Source organism: Bacillus gobiensis, from assembly GCF_001278705.1.
In the GTDB taxonomy this organism is placed as follows: Bacteria; Bacillota; Bacilli; order Bacillales; family Bacillaceae; genus Bacillus; species Bacillus gobiensis.
On the sequence record NZ_CP012600.1, the window covers coordinates 2038092 to 2056560 of the forward strand.

20 protein-coding genes and 1 tRNA gene are annotated in these 18469 nt (G+C 37.0%); 8 read left to right on the forward strand and 13 right to left on the reverse strand.

The genetic code is table 11. From position 1 onward, the window contains the following. The first annotated feature begins 809 nt into the window (after positions 1 to 809). From AM592_RS10170 to AM592_RS10175, 3 genes are all read left to right on the forward strand, one after another. Positions 810 to 2075, forward strand: a complete 1266-nt coding sequence (locus AM592_RS10170; RefSeq protein WP_053603703.1) for a nucleotide sugar dehydrogenase — start codon at positions 810 to 812, stop codon at positions 2073 to 2075. Positions 2076 to 2127: 52 nt separating this feature from the next. Further along, positions 2128 to 2193 (forward strand): GDP-mannose 4,6-dehydratase, encoded by a 66-nt coding sequence (locus AM592_RS23930; protein ID WP_264080188.1) that lies wholly within the window; start codon positions 2128 to 2130, stop codon positions 2191 to 2193. A gap of 139 nt (positions 2194 to 2332) precedes the next feature. Beyond that, positions 2333 to 2569 carry a hypothetical protein gene (locus tag AM592_RS10175; protein WP_053603704.1) on the forward strand — a complete coding sequence of 79 codons (237 nt, stop codon included), beginning with the start codon at positions 2333 to 2335 and terminating at the stop codon, positions 2567 to 2569. Positions 2570 to 2809: 240 nt separating this feature from the next. Here AM592_RS10175 and AM592_RS10180 read toward each other — a convergent pair whose 3' ends face one another. From AM592_RS10180 to AM592_RS10190, 3 genes are all read right to left on the reverse strand, one after another. Then, complete coding sequence (locus AM592_RS10180) at positions 2810 to 3403, reverse strand: YdeI/OmpD-associated family protein (protein WP_053603705.1); 594 nt, start codon at positions 3401 to 3403, stop codon at positions 2810 to 2812. 115 nt (positions 3404 to 3518) lie between these two features. Next, positions 3519 to 3890 (reverse strand): iron chaperone, encoded by a 372-nt coding sequence (locus tag AM592_RS10185; protein ID WP_053603706.1) that lies wholly within the window; start codon positions 3888 to 3890, stop codon positions 3519 to 3521. Positions 3891 to 3961: 71 nt separating this feature from the next. Then, positions 3962 to 4432, reverse strand: a complete 471-nt coding sequence (locus AM592_RS10190; protein WP_053603707.1) for a hypothetical protein — start codon at positions 4430 to 4432, stop codon at positions 3962 to 3964. Between the two features lie 292 nt (positions 4433 to 4724). Between AM592_RS10190 and AM592_RS10195 the strand changes: the two genes are divergently transcribed. The 4 genes from AM592_RS10195 (at position 4725) to AM592_RS10210 (ending at position 9023) form a co-directional block, all read left to right on the forward strand. Next, entirely contained in the window at positions 4725 to 5324 is a 600-nt protein-coding gene (locus tag AM592_RS10195) for a GNAT family N-acetyltransferase (protein ID WP_053603708.1), read from the forward strand. Between the two features lie 85 nt (positions 5325 to 5409). Then, complete coding sequence (locus tag AM592_RS10200; RefSeq protein WP_053603709.1) at positions 5410 to 6057, forward strand: YdbC family protein; 648 nt, start codon at positions 5410 to 5412, stop codon at positions 6055 to 6057. A 185-nt stretch (positions 6058 to 6242) separates the two neighbouring features. Beyond that, a complete protein-coding gene (locus AM592_RS10205; protein ID WP_053603710.1) occupies positions 6243 to 6701 on the forward strand; it encodes a VOC family protein in 459 nt (152 codons plus the stop codon). A gap of 948 nt (positions 6702 to 7649) precedes the next feature. Then, positions 7650 to 9023, forward strand: coding sequence for a murein hydrolase activator EnvC family protein (locus AM592_RS10210; RefSeq protein WP_053603711.1), 1374 nt, complete (start codon positions 7650 to 7652; stop codon positions 9021 to 9023). Positions 9024 to 9184: 161 nt separating this feature from the next. Here AM592_RS10210 and AM592_RS10215 read toward each other — a convergent pair whose 3' ends face one another. The 8 genes from AM592_RS10215 to AM592_RS10250 all read right to left on the reverse strand — a co-directional run bounded on the left by AM592_RS10215 (position 9185) and on the right by AM592_RS10250 (position 16157). Continuing rightward, positions 9185 to 10024, reverse strand: a complete 840-nt coding sequence (locus tag AM592_RS10215) for a DUF2182 domain-containing protein (protein ID WP_053606063.1) — start codon at positions 10022 to 10024, stop codon at positions 9185 to 9187. Beyond that, positions 10024 to 10665, reverse strand: coding sequence for a DUF1326 domain-containing protein (locus tag AM592_RS10220; protein WP_053603712.1), 642 nt, complete (start codon positions 10663 to 10665; stop codon positions 10024 to 10026). Before AM592_RS10220 ends, AM592_RS10215 begins: the two co-directional genes overlap by 1 nt. 157 nt (positions 10666 to 10822) lie before the next feature. Further along, positions 10823 to 11158, reverse strand: a complete 336-nt coding sequence (locus AM592_RS10225; RefSeq protein ID WP_053603713.1) for a (2Fe-2S) ferredoxin domain-containing protein — start codon at positions 11156 to 11158, stop codon at positions 10823 to 10825. Between the two features lie 25 nt (positions 11159 to 11183). Then, the gene (locus AM592_RS10230; RefSeq protein ID WP_053603714.1) at positions 11184 to 12035 is read right to left on the reverse strand and encodes a hypothetical protein; all 852 of its coding nucleotides are present in this window, start codon (positions 12033 to 12035) and stop codon (positions 11184 to 11186) included. 30 nt (positions 12036 to 12065) lie between these two features. Continuing rightward, positions 12066 to 14486, reverse strand: a complete 2421-nt coding sequence (locus AM592_RS10235) for a heavy metal translocating P-type ATPase (RefSeq protein WP_053603715.1) — start codon at positions 14484 to 14486, stop codon at positions 12066 to 12068. A 248-nt stretch (positions 14487 to 14734) separates the two neighbouring features. Next, entirely contained in the window at positions 14735 to 14941 is a 207-nt protein-coding gene (gene copZ, locus AM592_RS10240) for a copper chaperone CopZ (protein WP_053603716.1), read from the reverse strand. 18 nt (positions 14942 to 14959) lie between these two features. Continuing rightward, entirely contained in the window at positions 14960 to 15307 is a 348-nt protein-coding gene (locus tag AM592_RS10245; RefSeq protein ID WP_053603717.1) for a metal-sensitive transcriptional regulator, read from the reverse strand. A 262-nt stretch (positions 15308 to 15569) separates the two neighbouring features. After that, complete coding sequence (locus AM592_RS10250) at positions 15570 to 16157, reverse strand: YdhK family protein (RefSeq protein WP_053603718.1); 588 nt, start codon at positions 16155 to 16157, stop codon at positions 15570 to 15572. Positions 16158 to 16354: 197 nt separating this feature from the next. Here AM592_RS10250 and AM592_RS10255 point away from each other — a divergent pair, with 197 nt between their 5' ends. Continuing rightward, positions 16355 to 17614, forward strand: coding sequence for a tyrosine-type recombinase/integrase (locus AM592_RS10255; RefSeq protein ID WP_148564327.1), 1260 nt, complete (start codon positions 16355 to 16357; stop codon positions 17612 to 17614). Between the two features lie 127 nt (positions 17615 to 17741). On the opposite strand, the gene AM592_RS10260 is transcribed toward AM592_RS10255, so the two are convergent. Continuing rightward, positions 17742 to 17815: transfer RNA gene (locus AM592_RS10260), tRNA-Arg, on the reverse strand. Between the two features lie 129 nt (positions 17816 to 17944). After that, positions 17945 to 18457 (reverse strand): metallophosphoesterase family protein, encoded by a 513-nt coding sequence (locus tag AM592_RS10265; RefSeq protein ID WP_053603720.1) that lies wholly within the window; start codon positions 18455 to 18457, stop codon positions 17945 to 17947. Between the last annotated feature and the right edge of the window lie 12 nt (positions 18458 to 18469).

Genomic DNA, 18469 nt, shown 5'->3' on the forward strand with positions numbered 1-18469 from the left:
ATTCCCTCTGCATGCGAAGCAAATCCATTTGCTGTTGTATTATTGGAACCTTCGGCATGGGAAGCCTCCCTATTTGCGGATGTGAAGCTACCTTCAGCATGTGAAGAATCACCACTTGCCGTTGTGAAGCCGCCTTCTGCATGTGAATTAGATCCACTTGCCGTAGTTCCTGATCCTTCTGCGTGAGAAGCTCCCCCACTTGGCCATTTTATATCATTCCTTTTGTTTAAAGTAATTAAAATTCCACAAAAAAGAGCTAATAGTCAGATAACTTTAATTTGAAAGAAAATAAACTTTTAAGATTGTTCGTTCATTATAAATATGTCCCTATCAATTATTTGCATGGATAAACTCATCAACTATATAAAAATTTACACATTTGTCTTATCGGTTAGAGAAAGGCATACAGAAGCGGCAAATAAATAGGCAAAATGAAGATTTCTTATAGGGGTTAAATTGAAAATTACTTTTTTGCTTAAAGAAAATATCAAAATGTAATCTGTTATACACAGGCTAAACTATTCTCCATAACTAGGGAGGATTAGTTGATGAAAGAAGAATTGAACATTGTAGACATAGCTCTAGAACAAAGTAATTATCATCATTTTTAATTTAATAAATCGAATCATGATCCATTGATCGTGGAGGGTTGCTTTTAACAAACGGATAGGAGATCTATGATTCTAGCAATTAGATCTTGCAGATATATATACGAATCAAATATTTTTCTATTAATTGAGCACAAGTGTCTACACCGTATGTTTTCTCCTTCATAAGTTATTTTATGCAACAATAAAGGAGGACCAAAAATGAAAGCTAGCCAACCTCAATCTATCGCAGTTATTGGTTTAGGCTTTGTAGGGCTGCCATTATGTCAACTATTCCTGAAAAAAGGCTATACATTGCATGGTATAGATGTAAACAAAGAGAAACTTAAAAATATCGCTCAAGGTTCAGTCCAAAACCAAGATGTCGACAATGACTATTTAAAGCAATGTATTAATGAAAAACGTTTTCATCTTCATGATACAGGAAAAGGTGTGACTAGCGCTGAAGCTATTCTCATTTGTGTTCCAACTCCGTTAACAAATAAAGGTGAACCTGAACTTTCCTATATCAAACAGGCAATTGCTAACATTTTGCCGTACTTGAAACACCATCAGTTGATCTCTTTGGAAAGCACAACGTATCCAGGTACAACGGAAGAACTTCTACTTCCTAAACTTATAGAAAAGGGCTTCCAAGTCGGAAAAGATTTTTATCTCGCATACTCTCCTGAACGGATTAATCCCGGCAGCGATGTCCCACTAAATAAAATTCCAAAGGTTGTAGGAGGGATGACACCAAAGTGCTTGGAAAAAGCTAGCCAAATCTATCAAAGCGTATTTGATGACGTGTTTGAAGTATCCTCGACACGAACCGCGGAGATGACAAAATTGCTTGAGAATTCGCAACGCTTCATAAATATCTCCTTTATTAATGATTTTGCAATACTTTGTGAGAAAATGAATATTGATATACACGAAGTGATCGATGCAGCCAGCACAAAACCATACGGATTTACCCGCTACACTCCTAGTGCGGGAATTGGCGGCCATTGCATTCCAGTCGATCCTTTGTATCTTGCATGGAAAGCAAAAGAGTACGAGCATGAAACGCCATTCATTAAGCTCTCAGACGAAATTAATAAAATGATGCCCACTTATGTCACAAATAAAATAAAAGGCAGCCTATCATCCAAGACAATACATCAATCTCCTTCAGTTCTTCTAGTTGGTGTGGCTTATAAAAAAGACGTAAATGATGTTCGAGAATCAGCTGCTCTCCCTATTATAAAACTTTTACAGGCAGATGGATTTCACGTCGATTTTTATGACCCTCATGTTCCTTCTATTTTTATTGATTCAAAACCATATCATTCAATTGATGAAGAGTCCCTCTCCTCTTCTCAATACGATATCGCCGTGGTTTTAACGGATCACAGTGATCTTCCATATGAAAAGATTTATTCTTCTGCTTCTTATATCATCGATAAAAGAAATTTATTTCTTCCAACTTTAAATGACTCTGTGTAAAAAGGAGAGTGGGCTGTATGAGGTTGAATAAATTACAGGTGGAGCAGGATTTATAGGTTCCCACCTTACAGAACATTTACTAGAGAAGGGGTATACCGTTGATATTGTCGTTAACTGATCTGACGGAAAACGAAAGAGTATTTACAGGATGTAATGAAGCCTCCATGTTTCACCTATCATGAAGGATCGGTGCTTAACAGAGAGCTCATGGATTAACTTATACGAAATAGTGATATGATCTATCAAATGGCAGCTGTATGTTAGGTGTAAAAAATACGGTTGATGATCAATTGAAAGTTATGGTAGGAAATATTGAGGACATTACACGAATTATTTTAGAGTTGGCTTATCGCTATCAAAGAAAAGTTTTTTCTTCTACTTCCGAAATATATGAAAAAAACACCAAACATCCATACACTGAAAGAAAGAACAGGTTGCTTAGAGATCCGTCTATTCACCGTTTGGTGCTTTGCTACCACAAAATCACTGGATGAGCACCTTTGCTTTGCTTATGTAAAGAAGGGGCTTCTAGTCACAGTCGTCATTTTTTTAATGTATACGGTCCGCGGCAAACGTATGCGTAAGCTTGCTTATACTCTAAGGAGCACTTTTTTGTTTTTTTTATTTTAAATTATTTGATTGAGTGTTACTTGCGATCCAAAAAGGAGTTCGAATGAACGCAAAACTGAGGTAATTTCTTAAAGTTTGATTAACTTATTTTCTCATCGAATATACTAATCATTTAATCCCTTTCCATTGAGAATTTTCTGCATACATTTTTCAACCCTTGACACCCGAGTTTTGGATTGTTTGGGCCCCGAAAAATAAAGAATGTATGCTCTTTGCCGTCCCGGCGTTAATGCTTCAAAAGCAGTTTTCAAGGCAGGGATTTCATCGAATTTATTTTGAAGTTCTTCAGGAATTATGAATTCTGTATTCTTTTTATAATTCACTTCCAAACCGGCTTTTTCAACTTCAATGGCTTCATAAATATAGGCTTTCAAGATTGTTTCCATTTCAACTATTTCTTGAACATTTGTGAACCGAATCTGGCGCGCCGCCTGTACATTCTCCGTTTGTTGGATTAGAATCCCATGGGTATCCTGTAACAAGGCACCTTTGTGAAACAGAAGCGCACAATATTCTTTAAATCCATGTATTAAAACTATGTTTTTTTTCTCAAACGTGTAACAAGGATGCATCCACTTAAATTCTTCGGTGAGCTCACAGTCAAGAACGATATTTCTCAACTTCTCATATTCTTCCTTCCACTTTTTAGCTTTACTTAAAAATTCATCAACCTTAGGATTCATTCTACTATTTGTCATCAAGGAACACCCCTCTTCAATTTTTCGATCAGCTGACAGCAAAAATGAAAATTCTCAATTTCTTCAATTCTTTCAGTGACTTATAGGCTTTACTTGAATATTCATCAACCATGAATCATTCCCGCCAAAAAGTTGAACAGTCTGCTTTATCCTGAATATTAAATTCAATCATTTTCTCAAGCAATTCGTAATTTACCGGCTCATTCCAGGGAATTCGAAACAAGCCTTTGGTAGCGCTGTACCCAGCTTGTGCAATGTCATCGGCAAAGTGCGCAATGACAACTTCTTCGGGTGAAACGCTCAAATGATGCTTCGCTGTGGAAAAGCCGATGATAAATGTGCCGTGATCGGAAAACATTGGCGTATTCCACTTAATTTGCGCTTCCAAATTTGGGAATTTATTAGCAACCCACGCCAAAATTCCCTCTGTTCGACCGCGGTTGTCGGGGTGATCGATACCAGCTAAATATTTCACAAAAACTTCCATGTTGTTCCCTCCTAAAAGAAAAGTTATGTCGTTCAGAGTAGTTCCTAAAAACAAATTCGTCGTAAAACTCCTCACAGTCCACTCTGACACGTTCTTAAACAACACCAATTTCCAACTGTATATTTTGGTTCCCTATTACTGTCTAGATCCTCACGTGTAACAGCAAACTTCTCTAAAGTATTAGGACAATTATATCTTTTAAGAACTAATTCAGTTTCTTCTAGGAGTATATACATGGGCTCTTCCCTAAAATACTGTAATCCAGTTTTGATTGCTGACCAAATTTTGGGTTGAGCCATAAAATAGGCACTCCACCAATAGAACTCGGCCTTTGATTCAATTGCATGATCATAATACATATGAAAAACAAACAACGCTTTTTGTCCAGTGGATAGCTCTTTATAAAAAAGTTCTTTTACCATCGAGCTATTCTCTTTAGCCATTCTACTTTTATAATCCAAAATCAACGGTTTAAAACAGGCATTAAACAGGGCTTCATCAGCTAAGGAATCGAACTCTTGTCTTTTCATCTGTACTATCATTCAAATATCACTCCTTATCGATTATTATACAGTAATTGAAAGATATTCAGATCTAGAATTTAATAGTCTACATAAACCGTCTTTTGCTTATTAAAAAAATGGCCCTATTCACAAAGAAAGGACACAATTCTTCCTTCAGAAATGCGCCCGATTATTGAAGATCTTAATCTTCAGAATTTCAACTACAATATTAATTCTTATTGAACTAAGGGTTTGTTATCTTTAGGATAAGCTAATTTATTTTTTCTTCTAATTTTTTATCCTTAAAATTCAGTTTTAGGAAGGTGACAGAATGATTAACTATTCAGGAACACCTAAAATAGAAACCGACCGATTAATCCTTAGAAAGTTTGAACTCACAGATGCTCAAAGCGTTTTTGATCATTGGCTTTCAGACGAACGTGTAACTGACAATCGAATCAAAGGAGCACACAAGACAGTTTCGGAAACGATGAAGAGGACCGCTAAGATTGTAAGTGAATATGCCAGTAAAGAATTTTGTTACTGGGCTATTGAACTTAAAACAAGCGGTGAACTAATTGGAGAAATCGATTTATATAATTTTGACATTGCCACTGAAAACTGTGAGGGAAGTTATTCGCTCGGATACAAATGGTGGAATCAGGGCTATGGAACTGAAGCATTAAGAGCGGTTGTGGAATTTGGATTTAGGCATATGAATATTCACAAAATATCTGCAGCACATAACCTCGATAATCCAGCTTCCGGAAAAATTATAAGTAAAGTTGGGATGGAACAAGAAGGAATCATCAGACATATGATTCGCAATGCCAAAAGTCAATACAAGGACTGTGCTGTTTATGGAATTCTCCAAGAAGATTATCTTAAAAACAATGTCAATGCCCATACCTATATCCTTAAGTTAGAATGATAAAATACGGTAATCCAATATAAGTTGTTCAACTAACTGGCAGGATTGTTTAAGAAATTGCTCTATTAATAGGAGGTTTTAGTTAGTGATTATAAAAAAAATTTCTTGCAAGGTAACAGAAAATCAAAAAGAAATTTTTTATGAACATCAAAAGCAATGGAAATCACTTAGTAAGGGAAAAGGTTTTTTAGGTCAAATTGGTGGTTGGAGTATAGAACAACCATTAACAGCTTGTATCTATTCTTTTTGGGAGAATCAAACAGATTATCAGAAATTTATGGAAGAGCAACATGACCAAATCTTTGTAAATTTAGGGCAAGAAAGTACCTATGAATCTTTAGATGTAAGTTTGTATCAAGAAGAGTTAAGGATTCCTGGGTCAGTAGATAGTATTGTTAATGTTCTTAAAATAAGTAATTATATGCGAGTTGCCTTGACACAAGTTAAAGAACATAGAATTAATCACTTTATTGATATGCAGAAAAATGTTTGGAATATAGGAATGCAAAAATCGGAAGGGATGCTTGGGGGAATATTTGCCTGCTCCCAAAAACAAAAAAATGACTTTCTCGTTTTAACAGGGTGGAAGAACGAAGTATATCATCAAAACTATACGGAACAAAATTTTCCCGAATTATTAAAAGTAGCAAAACCTAAGAATGATTTATTGGAACTTACAGGAGAACAATTCAAAATTGAAGAAGCATGGCGTGTCTGTCCGATCTACAATTAAACTGCTTGATGATGTCATTGTCGAGATAATATCTCTTTTGCTTGTCCGTGCCCCATGACTCCTTTACTGTTGTTTCAACGAACTTCGCAGTCTACATCCAAAGTAGTAATGAATTTACTTCTTGAGGGTCATCATAAGCTTCTGCTAAACATGTTATCCTTCAATTATAAAAAGGAGAGGTTATAATGATTAAAGGGCTATATGAGGCACATTTGCCAGTCAGTGATATGGAAGCTTCCATAGAGTTTTACAAAAAATTAGGCCTAGCTTTAGCACACAAAGGAGAACATGTATCTTTTATGTGGATTAAAAAAGGGAAAAGTTGGATTGGTTTATGGGAATCTGAAGAAGTGAATCTTCCCTACCACCCTTCAATTCGTCACATAGCTTTTCAAGTGGATCTAGAAAACATTTCTTCTGCAAAAGAATGGTTACATTTAAAAAATATTGATGTAAGTGAAGCCTTTGGATTTGAGCCAGCCAGACAACCGTTGGTATTAGATAATGACCCCCAAGCTCACGCTGCAATTTATTTTAATGATCCTGATGGGAACTCATTAGAACTTATTGCACCACTCAGGTTAGATGTAAATGAATCATTCGAAAAGATGGAACTTACTGAGTGGTTACGATTAAAAAAGTGATTGAGTGAGTGATAGATTTCAGTAGTCTCTTGTTTCCGGACAATTCAAGTGTAAATGATATTGGAGTTTGTGTGTATTTTTTATGCTTAATTTTCTATTACCCCAACAAATATTGTAGAGCCCTTTTTGAGGGCTTTTTTTCAAAATGAAATTGGGATAAATTTATAACTAAAAAACAAAAAAGCCAAAACCTTTATATAAAAGGATTCTGGCTCTTATTTTTGGTACGTCCCAGGAGAGATTCGAACTCCCGACCGACGGCTTAGAAGGTCGGTGATCTTCTTTGAGTGGTTGGATAAATGCTGATAACAAAGCCTTTTGTATCAACGTTCTTTAACCTTAAATGACATGAAATTCACTCAAAATAATTGATTATTACTCGATTCCTGCCCCATTTCTGCCCCAATATAAGAAGATGAAATAAGAAAGTAGCTGAACATAAATTAAGAATCCCTACATAATTGTTAGGCTTCTGTTTTTATGCAATTTCAAGATCTAATCTTTATCAGGATCATTTTGTTTTTCATCTTCGAACTAGAGATAGATAAAAAAGAAAAACTATCCTAACGATTAAGGGTTCCGTTTTGAGGAGGTTTTAAAAAATTTTAATTAAATCGAACTATTACGACGTCTTCCGACTTTGAAATAAAAACGTAATATTCTTTGAATCGATTCATGACGTATAATAAGAAAAAATGTAGAAATTTAAGAACATCAACTCCATAAAAAATGCACTATAAAGTATTGTGGTGTTACCAGTTTAAATTGGTTATTAGGAGAATTATATATACATATTTAACTGATGTTACAGATTATTAGAATAGTAGTATATAAACCCTACAGGAGTACCCCATTTCTTAATGTCCTAGATGTCAATGAAATATTGCTTAAAGTTGAATATTTTTTTGTATACCTTAAATTCTTTGATTTTTTATAGGAGGAGTTTTTTTGAAGCGTAAGTTTTTATCGATTAGTTTAGCAACTGTTGTTTGTTCTTCCGGATTAATCATTCCATTATCCCAAAATCATGCATTAGCTTATGAAGACTTAGACAAGAAAAAAGAAGGTATTCAGAACAAACTATCTGAGAATAAATCGAAGTTAATAGAGAATGAAAGGAACCGTTCCACTCTTGAATCACAGGAAAAGAACTTGAACGCCGATTTGGAAAAAGTTGATACAAAAATTGTAACTACTAACACTGCAATCACAAGCAGGGAAAAAGAAATAGAACTAACCAATAAAGACATTGAAAAACTAAAGAAAGAAATAGAAGAAATCAATAAAAGAATTAAAAAAAGAAATAAACTGCTGCAGGATCGGGCTCGCTCGTTACAGGAAAGCGGTGGGAATGTAAATTACATAGACGTACTTTTAGGTGCTCAAAGTTTTTCCGATTTTATAAGCCGCATTTATGCTGTAAGTACTATTGTAGATGCCGATAAAGAACTGCTTGAAGCGCATAAAAAGGATTTAGAACTTGTTAAACAAAAAGAAGCAGAACTAAATAGCAAGCTAGAAAACTTAAAAAATGACCTTACAGAGCTTGAGTCATTAAAGACCGAATTGGAGAAACAGCAAAAGGGAAAAAATAAATTGCTAGAGAAAGTAAAAAAAGATCAAAAAGAATCTGCAGATGAACTCGGTTCTCTTGAAAACGAAGCGGAAATTTTAAAGCGTCAGGAAGAAGCGATAAAAGCGGAAGAAGCGTATAGAAAACAAAAAGAAAAAGAAGAGGAAGAAAAGCGAATAGCTGAAGAAAAGAGAAAAGCGGAAGAAGCAAAGCAGCAATCAGAAGAAAAAAGAATTTTGGAAGAAAAAAAGCAGCAATCAAATGAAAAAGATACTACGAATATTCCTTCTTCTCAATCGTCTGTTTCCGAAGAACCTGTTACAAAAGCTTCAGAACCCACGAATTCCAATACTTCAGGATTTATCAGGCCAGCTCCAGGAACATTAACATCAAACTTTGGAGCTCGATGGGGAACTACTCATTTTGGGGTAGATATTGCTCAAGCTGGTTCAGATGTTCCGATTTATGCAGCTGCCGCAGGTACTGTTTATAGCTCTCAATATTCTTCTAGCTATGGGAATGTCGTTTTTATCACGCATAACATTAATGGACAAACCTATCAAACCGTATATGCCCATATGTCTTCTAGGCAAGTAAGCACGGGTGATCGTGTAGAGCAGGGTCAAAGAATTGGAACAATGGGAAATACGGGAGATTCACAAGGTCAGCATTTGCACTTTGAACTACACAAAGGGCTATGGAACGGAGCAAAGTCTAACGCAGTCAATCCAGTACCTTACATACAATAGATTTTCTCTTATTAAAGGGCTGACAACAAAAGTGGTAAATACCTTTTGTTGTCAGCCCTTATTTTAACAGCATTTATTTGCTTCGTTTCTTTTGGTTGTGTAAAAAAATTTTTAATATACTAACCCCTTTTAAAAACACGGAATGTCTGGTGCAATTCAAACTATTCTCTATGCTTACTATGTGAGGGACTATTAGAACTCGTATCCGGTTCTACAAAGAATGGCACACTACCTGGATCTATCATTATCCAGAATCCCAATAAAACTAGACCTATCCCGATCACCTTTGAAAAACGTTCACCTGTAGGTAGGATCTTCTCAAGGAAGGTAAGTAGCGTGATAATTCCCATCCAGAACAGATTCATCATCCCGACTGCAAACAAAATGACCATCAGCCCCCAGCAACAACCTACACAATGAAATCCATGTTCAACTCCCATTCGAATCGCACCCATCCGGCCCCCACGCCACCCATTTATCACATAGTGAAGAGGATTTCGGCAATGACGTAAACACGCTTGTTTAAGAGGAGTAATTTGGTAAAGACCTCCTAAAACCACAGTGAGACCGGCAACGATCGGTCCTTGTTGATCCCATGCCAGAAAAGAAAGGTCTAAAGAAGCAATGAACCAATAAAGTCCATAAGCGATTAGACCATATGCAACCCAGGCAATTAAATATCCTATCAGAAAGATCCATGTTGGTACAATCGGTATCCGATGACTTTGGGCACGATTAGCTGACACTTTGGCAAATGTCAATACCATTGGTGTAACAGAAGGCAACATCATCGCTGCCGTCATTGTTACCCACATCCCAACGTACCATCCCAATGTACCAAGCTCCATTCCAGGACCACTATCCATTTTTCCATAGTGATCGAGTGTAATCATCCACGCTATGATTGTCATTCCCAAAAGAATCGCAGCTAGTGGAATGTTACCGATTGTCCGTGTACTTAGCAAACGAACAATCAACGATTGTTTGATCTCTGTATTCATCAAAATTCAACTTTCCAGTCAAAAGGGATATGCTTACTGGATTTCCCTTTATATTCATGAGAAAAATCAAATCCAATGGCCTTATCGTCTTTAACGACTCCCCAAGTGGCAATTTGTCCTGGACCTGTTTCAGAACCAGGTGGGTTATGCAGTTGAACTCGACGATTTGGATCTGCTGTTGGTCCAGTTAAAGCTGCCGCACCAACAGACACCTTACCTGGAATCTCGGCTCGCCAATAGGCTAAGTCATCTGCAGCATCAAATTTGATTGGTGCATACTCAATTCCACGTAGTTCTCCAATGAGACTGCCAAATTCTCCGGCCCAGCCGCCTACCTTACCAGTGAAAATCTGTTCAAGGGCCTCACGCTGTTGTTGATCAGCACGCTCATCGATATAGAACATCAACTTCATCGTCGCATTTGGATCGCCTATCCACATATTTCCGGCAAATTCACCAAGAGCAACCACCCCTAAATCATCCAATTGTATGTCATTGTAATACCCCTTATGAACTTTCCATACCAAAGTAAAGAGACAATCACCATGTGTAGGCTCTTGTGCAAATGTACAAGGACAAGGAAGTTTACAGCTACAGACATCAAACCATTCTCCTTTTAAATGCCACTTTGTTTTTGACATTTCCATCCCTCCATTAATTTTTTAAGATTGTTTCATTTTCACAGCAACATCTTTTCACTCAATTCCAACCTTTCAATTTATTATACGATACTCCCCTATAGTATATGATCATAAAAAAGGGTACTATTGTATATTTAAGTCGTAAAAACGCTAGATGTTAACGTTCACTCTCATGATTCTTAAATGTTTTACAATCATGGTAGTAAAGTTCAGAATCTAAATTAACACTTCTTTCTTCTTTTAATTGACGAATAAGTTCTTCACTTTTTTCTTTATTCATTTTCTTATACCAGGTTCCATGTGGATATAGAACAACAATTGGACCATGTTTGCATTGGCCATTACATAATGTTTTTGTTGTGTGAATCTCATTTTGCAACTCTAATTTTTTTACTTCTTCTCTAATCGTCTCCGTGACTTCTTCTGCTCCATTCCTCGTGCATGTTGCCCCGTTGCAGATTAATAGATGTTTGCTAAATCCCTCTAAGTTCATAAAAATTCCCCCTGTTCTTCCTGTTTTATTTGACCTCTATGACAAATGGATAGCTGCCCACTTTGCCATCAAATTTAAATTCTCCCCACACTTTGTAGATCCCAGGTTTATCAAATGTTGTTTCAAATATTGTCTTTTCTTCTGATGCAGGGTGCACATGGACAAATTTCTCACCATTTTCATCCAAAATCACAACGTGGCCTAAAGCTCCCAAATAGGGTTCTGGAGTACTCCCTTTCGTATCAAAACGCAATGTAACATCTTTGTTTATTCCTAGATCTGTCGTTGTTAATTCAACTGTCTTTTCATTGATTGTTTTTGTTAAGTTTGTATCAGGCTTCAGCGAATTGTCCTCATGGATCCCATGACCTTTACCTACATTCAGTTCGATCGGTTTCACCTCATAAGCAAGGTTTTTTGGTTTAATATCTATAAACACTTTATAAGAGTTTTCAGGTAGATTGAATTTCTGAGTATAAAGACCGTTCCCATTTTCCTCAGGATGTAAATGGTAATAATCCTCCAGGTCTGCACTCACAATGATCAGATGCATGATTTTTTCGTGAGAGATCTCTAATTCAGGTGCATTTTGGTCTTTATCCTTTAGATTAATGGAAATTAAACCATTTTCATATTTTACGTTTGTGGCCACTTGGCTTTCCTCATGAGCTCCATGATCGGAATGCTCTGAATCTGCACCATCGTTTTCTTGACTAGCATGATCACCGGTATGTTCTTCTTTAGCCGTTTCTGCGGAGTGGGTATCTGTGTGACCGTTATTACTATCCACACTTGCATATACTGTATATCCGCCAATGACTAACCCGAGATAAACAATGGCTGAAATCCCCCAGGTCAAAATCGTTTTTTGTTTCATAAAAACATTCCTCTCAATTTATTAGATTGATTATCCTTTTAACTTAATCCTTTGTAATCTGAGTGCATTTAACACAACTGAAACGGAACTAAATGCCATTGCGACTCCCGCAAGCCATGGGGCAAGAAACCCTAGTGCCGCAATCGGAACGCCTAATGCATTATAAGCAAAGGCCCAAAAAAGATTTTGCTTGATATTTCGAATGGTCATTTTACTCATAAAGATGGCATCAGCAATACTATTTAAGTCTCCTCTGATTAAGGTGATATCAGCAGCCTCCATGGCTACATCAGTACCCGTACCGATTGCCATACCAATATCTGCAGTAGCTAACGCTGGCGCATCGTTAATACCGTCACCGACCATCGCCACTTTCTTTCCTGCTTTTTGAAGCTTTTTCACTTCCTCTGCCTTTCCTTCTGGCAGAACTTCTGCGATCACATGGTCAATACCGACCTCATTTGCAATAGCTTGAGCTGTCTGCTTGTTATCTCCTGTAATCATCACAACCTCAAGCCCCATCTTTTTTAACCTTTCAATCGCTTTTTGAGAGGTTTCTTTAATGGTATCTGCAACGGCAATCAATCCAGCAAATTGAAGATCAATTGCGACTAGCATTGCGGTCTTACCTTGCTTTTCTAAGTTTTCCATTGTAGGCATTATGTCTCCAACGTTAATGTTGTTTTTCTCCATAAGCCGGCGCGTTCCGATAAGCAAGGATTTGCCTTCAACTTTCGATTCGATTCCAAAGCCAGGAATCGCTTCGAAATGTTCAGACGTTTCTAGTTCAATACCTTTTTCTTTAATGCCCTCGACAATTGCCTCAGCTAACGGATGTTCGGAATTTCTTTCTGCTGCACCGACTAACTTTAAAAATTCCATTTCTTCAGATCCGTTTGACAGAATAACATCTGTAAGTGTTGGTTTTCCATTTGTTACAGTTCCCGTTTTATCAAGGATCACGGTATCCAATCTATGAGTCGTTTCAAGATGCTCTCCGCCTTTAAACAAAATTCCATATTCAGCAGCTCGGCCAGACCCTGCCATAATGGAAGTAGGAGTGGCTAGGCCTAGTGCACATGGACATGCGATAACTAGTACGGCAATTAACTTTTCAAGAGCTACTGCAAATTCTCCGGGACTTACAACTAAGTACCAAACTAGAAATGTCACAATGGCTATTCCAACTACGATTGGGACAAAAATTCCTGAGATCACATCGGCTAAACGCTGAATTGGTGCTTTTGATCCTTGAGCTTCTTCGACTACTTTGATGATTTGAGCTAAGGCCGTTTCTTTTCCCACCTTTGTTGCTTTTACCTTTAAAAATCCGTTCTTATTTATCGTGGATCCTATGACTGCCTCTCCAACTGTTTTATCGACAGGAATACTTTCGCCTGTAATCATTGACTCATCAAGGGCAGATCTTCCTTCAAAGATCACTCCATCTACAGGTACCTTTTCACCTGGTTTCACATAGACGATATCACCAGCGATTACCTCTTCAATGGGTATAGTCAATTCTTCCCCGTCTCTTACCACTGTAGCCGTTTTCGCCTGTAAACCCATAAGCTTCTTAATGGCTTCAGATGAGCGTCCCTTTGCTTTTGCTTCGAACAGTTTACCTAATATAATAAGAGTGATTAACACAGCACTTGTTTCAAAATATAATTCGACCATATGTGCATCAGAGCCTATTGATATAATACTTAAGTAAATACTGTAGAAATAAGCTGCAGAGGTGCCAAGCGCAACCAAAACATCCATGTTTGCACTTTTATTCCGTAATGCTTTATAAGCACCTACGTAAAATTGCCCGCCAACTAAAAATTGAACTGGAGTTGCAAGCGCGAGTTGAACCCAAGGATTCATGAACATCTCAGGCAGCCAAATAAAAGAAGTAAATTCAAAATGACTGACCATCGCCCAAAGTAAAGGGATGGATAAGATCGCAGAGAAAATAAATTTTCCTTTTTGCTTTTCAATTTCTTTTTGTCTATGATCAACCTTTTCACCTTGAGCTTCTTTCTTTAGTTCTAAACGATAGCCCAATTTTTTGATGGCTTCCTTCATATCCGCAGCCGACACTTCATCAGGGTTATATTCTACAAGAGCAGATTCTAGAGCAAAGTTTACCGTTGCGGTTTGGACGCCATTTAACTTATTTAAACGTTTTTCAATTTTATTAGCACAAGCAGCACACGTCATGCCACTTATATCAAATTCAACTTTCTCACTCATTACTTTATATCCTAAAGATTGCACTTTTTCATTAAATTGATGTACATTTGTTTTAGACGGATCAAAGGTTACTTTTGATTTTTCTAATGCGAAATTTACGTTCGCATCCTCTACTCCATCTATTTTTTTTAGACCTTTTTCTATTCTTACTGCACAAGCAGCACATGTCATACCGGCTATCTGAAGTGTTGTTTCTTTTTTATCACTCATAACCTTTCACTCCTATCACCACATACTCTGGTGGGGTATATATTTTTGGGAATAAAACGTGCCGCCGAGACAGCACGCTATTTCAGTTCCTTAATGACAGCTATGATCGTTAGGCGATTAACTCACCCACCTCATAACCTTGATCTTCTACCACGAAAGTAACCCAACTTTATTCTTAATACTATACATAGGTATAGTATATTATTAGTTAAAAGAAATTGTGCCTTTAATCAGCACGTCTATAATTTTTATTGGACATCATAACCTTGGTCATCGATTGTTTCTTTGATTTTATCAAGGGTAACTTCATTTGGATTAAATTCCACATCAACAGTTCCTGAATCTAAGCTTACATTAACAGCAGAAACTCCGGTTAATTCCCCTACACTACCTTCAATTGATTGGACACAATGGCCACATGACATACCTTGTACACTTAGAGTTATTTTTTCCATATCGCATAGTCTCCTTTTTTATTTTTTCATTAATTTTTGAATGGTCACCATTACCTCATCTAAAATTTCCGTATCTCCTTCTTGTATTTTCTCTAGAACACATGTCTTCATATGTCCTTCAAGTAAAATTCGAGCAACACTATTTATAGCAGATTGAGTCGCAGATATTTGAGTAATGACATCATCACAATACGTATCTTTTTCAATTAATCCTTTTATTCCACGAATTTGTCCTTCAATTCGATTTAATCTTGATACTAAATTATTTTTCACTTTATCTGAATGATGACTTTTTCTTTCACCATCTGATGAACAGCATTCATCGACTTCAACCATATGATCAAGGCTTTCTAAATTAACTGACATTGGATCACCTCCTTAATTACATATTACTATACCCCCCTAAGGTATGTAAAGTAATATTTTTAAAAAATTTAAAAATAGGCATTTGGCCATAAAACTTTCGATAAACATAATCTGAATGACATTAAATTTTGTCCTTAACAATTGTTAAGTCTTGAGTACTAGGTTAATCTTTTCAATGTATTACAAATTATGGGTTTCTTTAGCTTAAGCACCTATCCCATCTTTATTGAAGATAGGTGCTAGGTTGTAATTTGTTCAAACTTTATTTAGCCGATAGCTCACTTTCTGTTACCCATTTATGATTTTTCACTTCTTCGCCACCATTAGTCGGAGTGAAATCAACCATATATACAGTCGTTTTTTCGGCTGAATCAATTTCAGCAGTGGCCCCGTCCATACCTTCCATATGATCTGCATTTACTTTAACTTTTGTTCCAGTCTTTAATGGTGCCTCACCAGCATCTTGTAACTCTTCATGAATCACCCATTTATGATTTTCCACTCTTTCTCCACCAGTTGTCGGGGTATATGAAATCGTATAAACGGTCGTATCATATGCACCTACAATCGTTGCCTCAGCCCCCTTCATACCTGCCATGTGATCTGTTTCGATAATTGCATGACTTCCAACTTTATAGGTTGGATTTTCTGCTTCCTTTAAACCTTCAGGAACTTCACCTGAGCTAGAATGGTTCATGTTATCATGATCCATTCCTTCCATATCTTCCGTTTTTTCCTCATGTTCTGCGTGTTCATTGTTTTTTGTGTTTTCATCATTAGCGTTGGCGCAGGCACCAAGTACTAAGAAAAGAGTTGCAATTAAAGACAATATAACCTGTTTTTTCAGCATGAAAAAAACCCTCCTTTTTTACAGTACCTTGATTTTTTTCTTATTTGTCCTTCAATTTAATGTAATCTTTTTATTAAATTATTTTTCATTTTATCTGAATGGTGACTTTTTCTTTCACCATCTGATCAACAACATTAATCGATTTCAACCTTCACCTCCTCAACAATATATTACTTTACCCCCCTGAGGTATGTGAAGTGTCTTTTAATAACCTTTCAAAATGCTTAAAATCAAGAAATGTTCTAGGTGAAGCAGTGGCGGTTAAGTCGGATCTGGACCTTTTAGTTATGTTCAATGGTACGTTGAGTGACGAAGAGTTGACGGAGTTAAAGACGCTTACTAAAGCAATGTCTCGAAATTATCACTCTTTGGTTCGCGATGCAGGCATAGCAGTTGCAAATTACGACTATACGATTGATCCGGCGAATTACTACGAACAGGCATTTCTTAAGGAACTCTGTGTTTGTGTCCACGGAGAGGATCTTCGAGAACGATTCGGTCCTTACAAACTCACATCGGAGATAGCGATAAGTTTTAATGGAGATTTTGACGAAGTTCTTGCTCGGACAATTAGCCGGTTACAAGCAGCCTCCGAAGAGGAGTTTAAAACACTGTTACAAGGCCCCGGCGCTCGATTGGATGGAAAACCTGGGCCTCTTTCCTCTTCTAGAATTAATAATTGTTATAAGGCATTCAACAATTTACTTGCTAGAGCAACGGAATGGAAGCTGATTAAAGAAAATCCAGCTGATCCCGTTAATACGCCAAAAGTTCGGAATAAAAAAAGTGAAGTATACACCAAAGAAGAAATTCAAACCATCTTTGAAAAATTAGAAAAGGTTGACTTCAGGTGGCAAGTATTAGTATCACTTGCATTCGTCACAGGTGCACGTGAAGGAGAATTAGCTGCACTTGAAGACATTCATATGAATTTTGAAAAAGGTTCTATATATATTGAGCAAGCTATAACAGAAGTGAAAGGAAAAGGTGTCGTTGTAAAATCTACTAAAAATGAACGGCAAAGACATATTTCTGTACCAGAACAAATAATGAATATGATAAAAAAATTGATCCATATTCGGAAACAAGAAAAATTGATCCATATTCGGAAACAAGAAAAATTCAAAGTCGGGTCACAATGGCAATGGGAAGACCATTTATTTTTATTTGGAAATGAGTTTGGAAAACCACTTCGCCCCGACTCTATTAGTCAATGGTGGAAACGATTCACAACTAGACATAAAATCAAGCATATTCGGTTCCATTCACTAAGGCATACATCTGCCACTCATCTTATAAATGAAGGTGTACATGCCAAAATTATTCAGGAACGACTAGGACATACGAAATTGGATACAACCATGTCTATTTACGGTCATGTAATGGAAGAGGCTTACCAAAAATCTGCAACTCATTTTGACACATTTTTTGATAAGAAAATTAATTCTCAAAAGTAAGCAAAAATTTTCTGCCCCAATCCTGCCCCAAATGCTGTTTTTAAAGTCTATAAGGTTGATGAATAAATAAAAAGCAAAAGAGCCAAAATCCTTATAAAATCAAGGATTTTGGCTCTTAATTTTGGTACGTCCCAGGAGAGATTCGAACTCCCGACCGACGGCTTAGAAGGCCGTTGCTCTATCCTGCTGAGCTACTGGGACATGATTGGTATGTATCATCTGCTTATTATCAGCGACAAGATTTATTATATTAAGAATGCAATCAAAAGTCAATAACATTTTTCATTTTTTATGAGTGAAATGAGGAAGAAAATTCTTCCTCACCTTTTTTTATTCCAGCTGAAAGTTATTCCTTAAATCCTTAATTTCGTGTCCGTTTTCGTCATAGAAGTGAACGGCTGCTGAATTTTCTCTGTAGGAAAGAATGGCGTAGCTGCGTTCTTTTCGCATTCTCGGAAGCAGGATACTGCCGGGGTTGATAAATAGGCGCCCGTCAAACAATTCACTGCCCGGGTTGTGGGAGTGGCCGAAGCAGATGACATCCGCTCCGAGCTCCTGGGCCCGGTAGTTGATTTTCATTAAGGATTCTTTGATCCCGTGCAGGTGCCCGTGTGTAAAATAGAGTTTTTTATCCTCGATTGGCATCACACGTTCCTTTTCAAAGCCTTTTTCAAAGTCACAGTTCCCTTTGACAACTAAATAAGGCTTCAGGTAAGGATGGGTAGGTGAGAGCTCAGAATCTCCGCAATGGAGCATTAGATCAACATCGTCTTTGTGGCGTTCGGAAATGATCTTGAGGATTTCTTCATCCCCGTGGCTGTCGCTAATGATGAGTATGTTCAAACCGGCTCCCCC

Coding starts and splice junctions, on each gene's coding strand:
- AM592_RS10170 (WP_053603703.1), top strand. CDS start 810: ATGAAAGCTAGCCAACCTCAATCTATCGCAGTTATTGGTTTAGGCTTT.
- AM592_RS10175 (WP_053603704.1), top strand. CDS start 2,333: ATGTTAGGTGTAAAAAATACGGTTGATGATCAATTGAAAGTTATGGTA.
- AM592_RS10180 (WP_053603705.1), bottom strand. CDS start 3,403: ATGACAAATAGTAGAATGAATCCTAAGGTTGATGAATTTTTAAGTAAA.
- AM592_RS10185 (WP_053603706.1), bottom strand. CDS start 3,890: ATGGAAGTTTTTGTGAAATATTTAGCTGGTATCGATCACCCCGACAAC.
- AM592_RS10190 (WP_053603707.1), bottom strand. CDS start 4,432: ATGATAGTACAGATGAAAAGACAAGAGTTCGATTCCTTAGCTGATGAA.
- AM592_RS10195 (WP_053603708.1), top strand. CDS start 4,725: ATGATTAACTATTCAGGAACACCTAAAATAGAAACCGACCGATTAATC.
- AM592_RS10205 (WP_053603710.1), top strand. CDS start 6,243: ATGATTAAAGGGCTATATGAGGCACATTTGCCAGTCAGTGATATGGAA.
- AM592_RS10215 (WP_053606063.1), bottom strand. CDS start 10,024: ATGAATACAGAGATCAAACAATCGTTGATTGTTCGTTTGCTAAGTACA.
- AM592_RS10220 (WP_053603712.1), bottom strand. CDS start 10,665: ATGTCAAAAACAAAGTGGCATTTAAAAGGAGAATGGTTTGATGTCTGT.
- AM592_RS10225 (WP_053603713.1), bottom strand. CDS start 11,158: ATGAACTTAGAGGGATTTAGCAAACATCTATTAATCTGCAACGGGGCA.
- AM592_RS10230 (WP_053603714.1), bottom strand. CDS start 12,035: ATGAAACAAAAAACGATTTTGACCTGGGGGATTTCAGCCATTGTTTAT.
- AM592_RS10235 (WP_053603715.1), bottom strand. CDS start 14,486: ATGAGTGATAAAAAAGAAACAACACTTCAGATAGCCGGTATGACATGT.
- copZ (WP_053603716.1), bottom strand. CDS start 14,941: ATGGAAAAAATAACTCTAAGTGTACAAGGTATGTCATGTGGCCATTGT.
- AM592_RS10245 (WP_053603717.1), bottom strand. CDS start 15,307: ATGTCAGTTAATTTAGAAAGCCTTGATCATATGGTTGAAGTCGATGAA.
- AM592_RS10250 (WP_053603718.1), bottom strand. CDS start 16,157: ATGCTGAAAAAACAGGTTATATTGTCTTTAATTGCAACTCTTTTCTTA.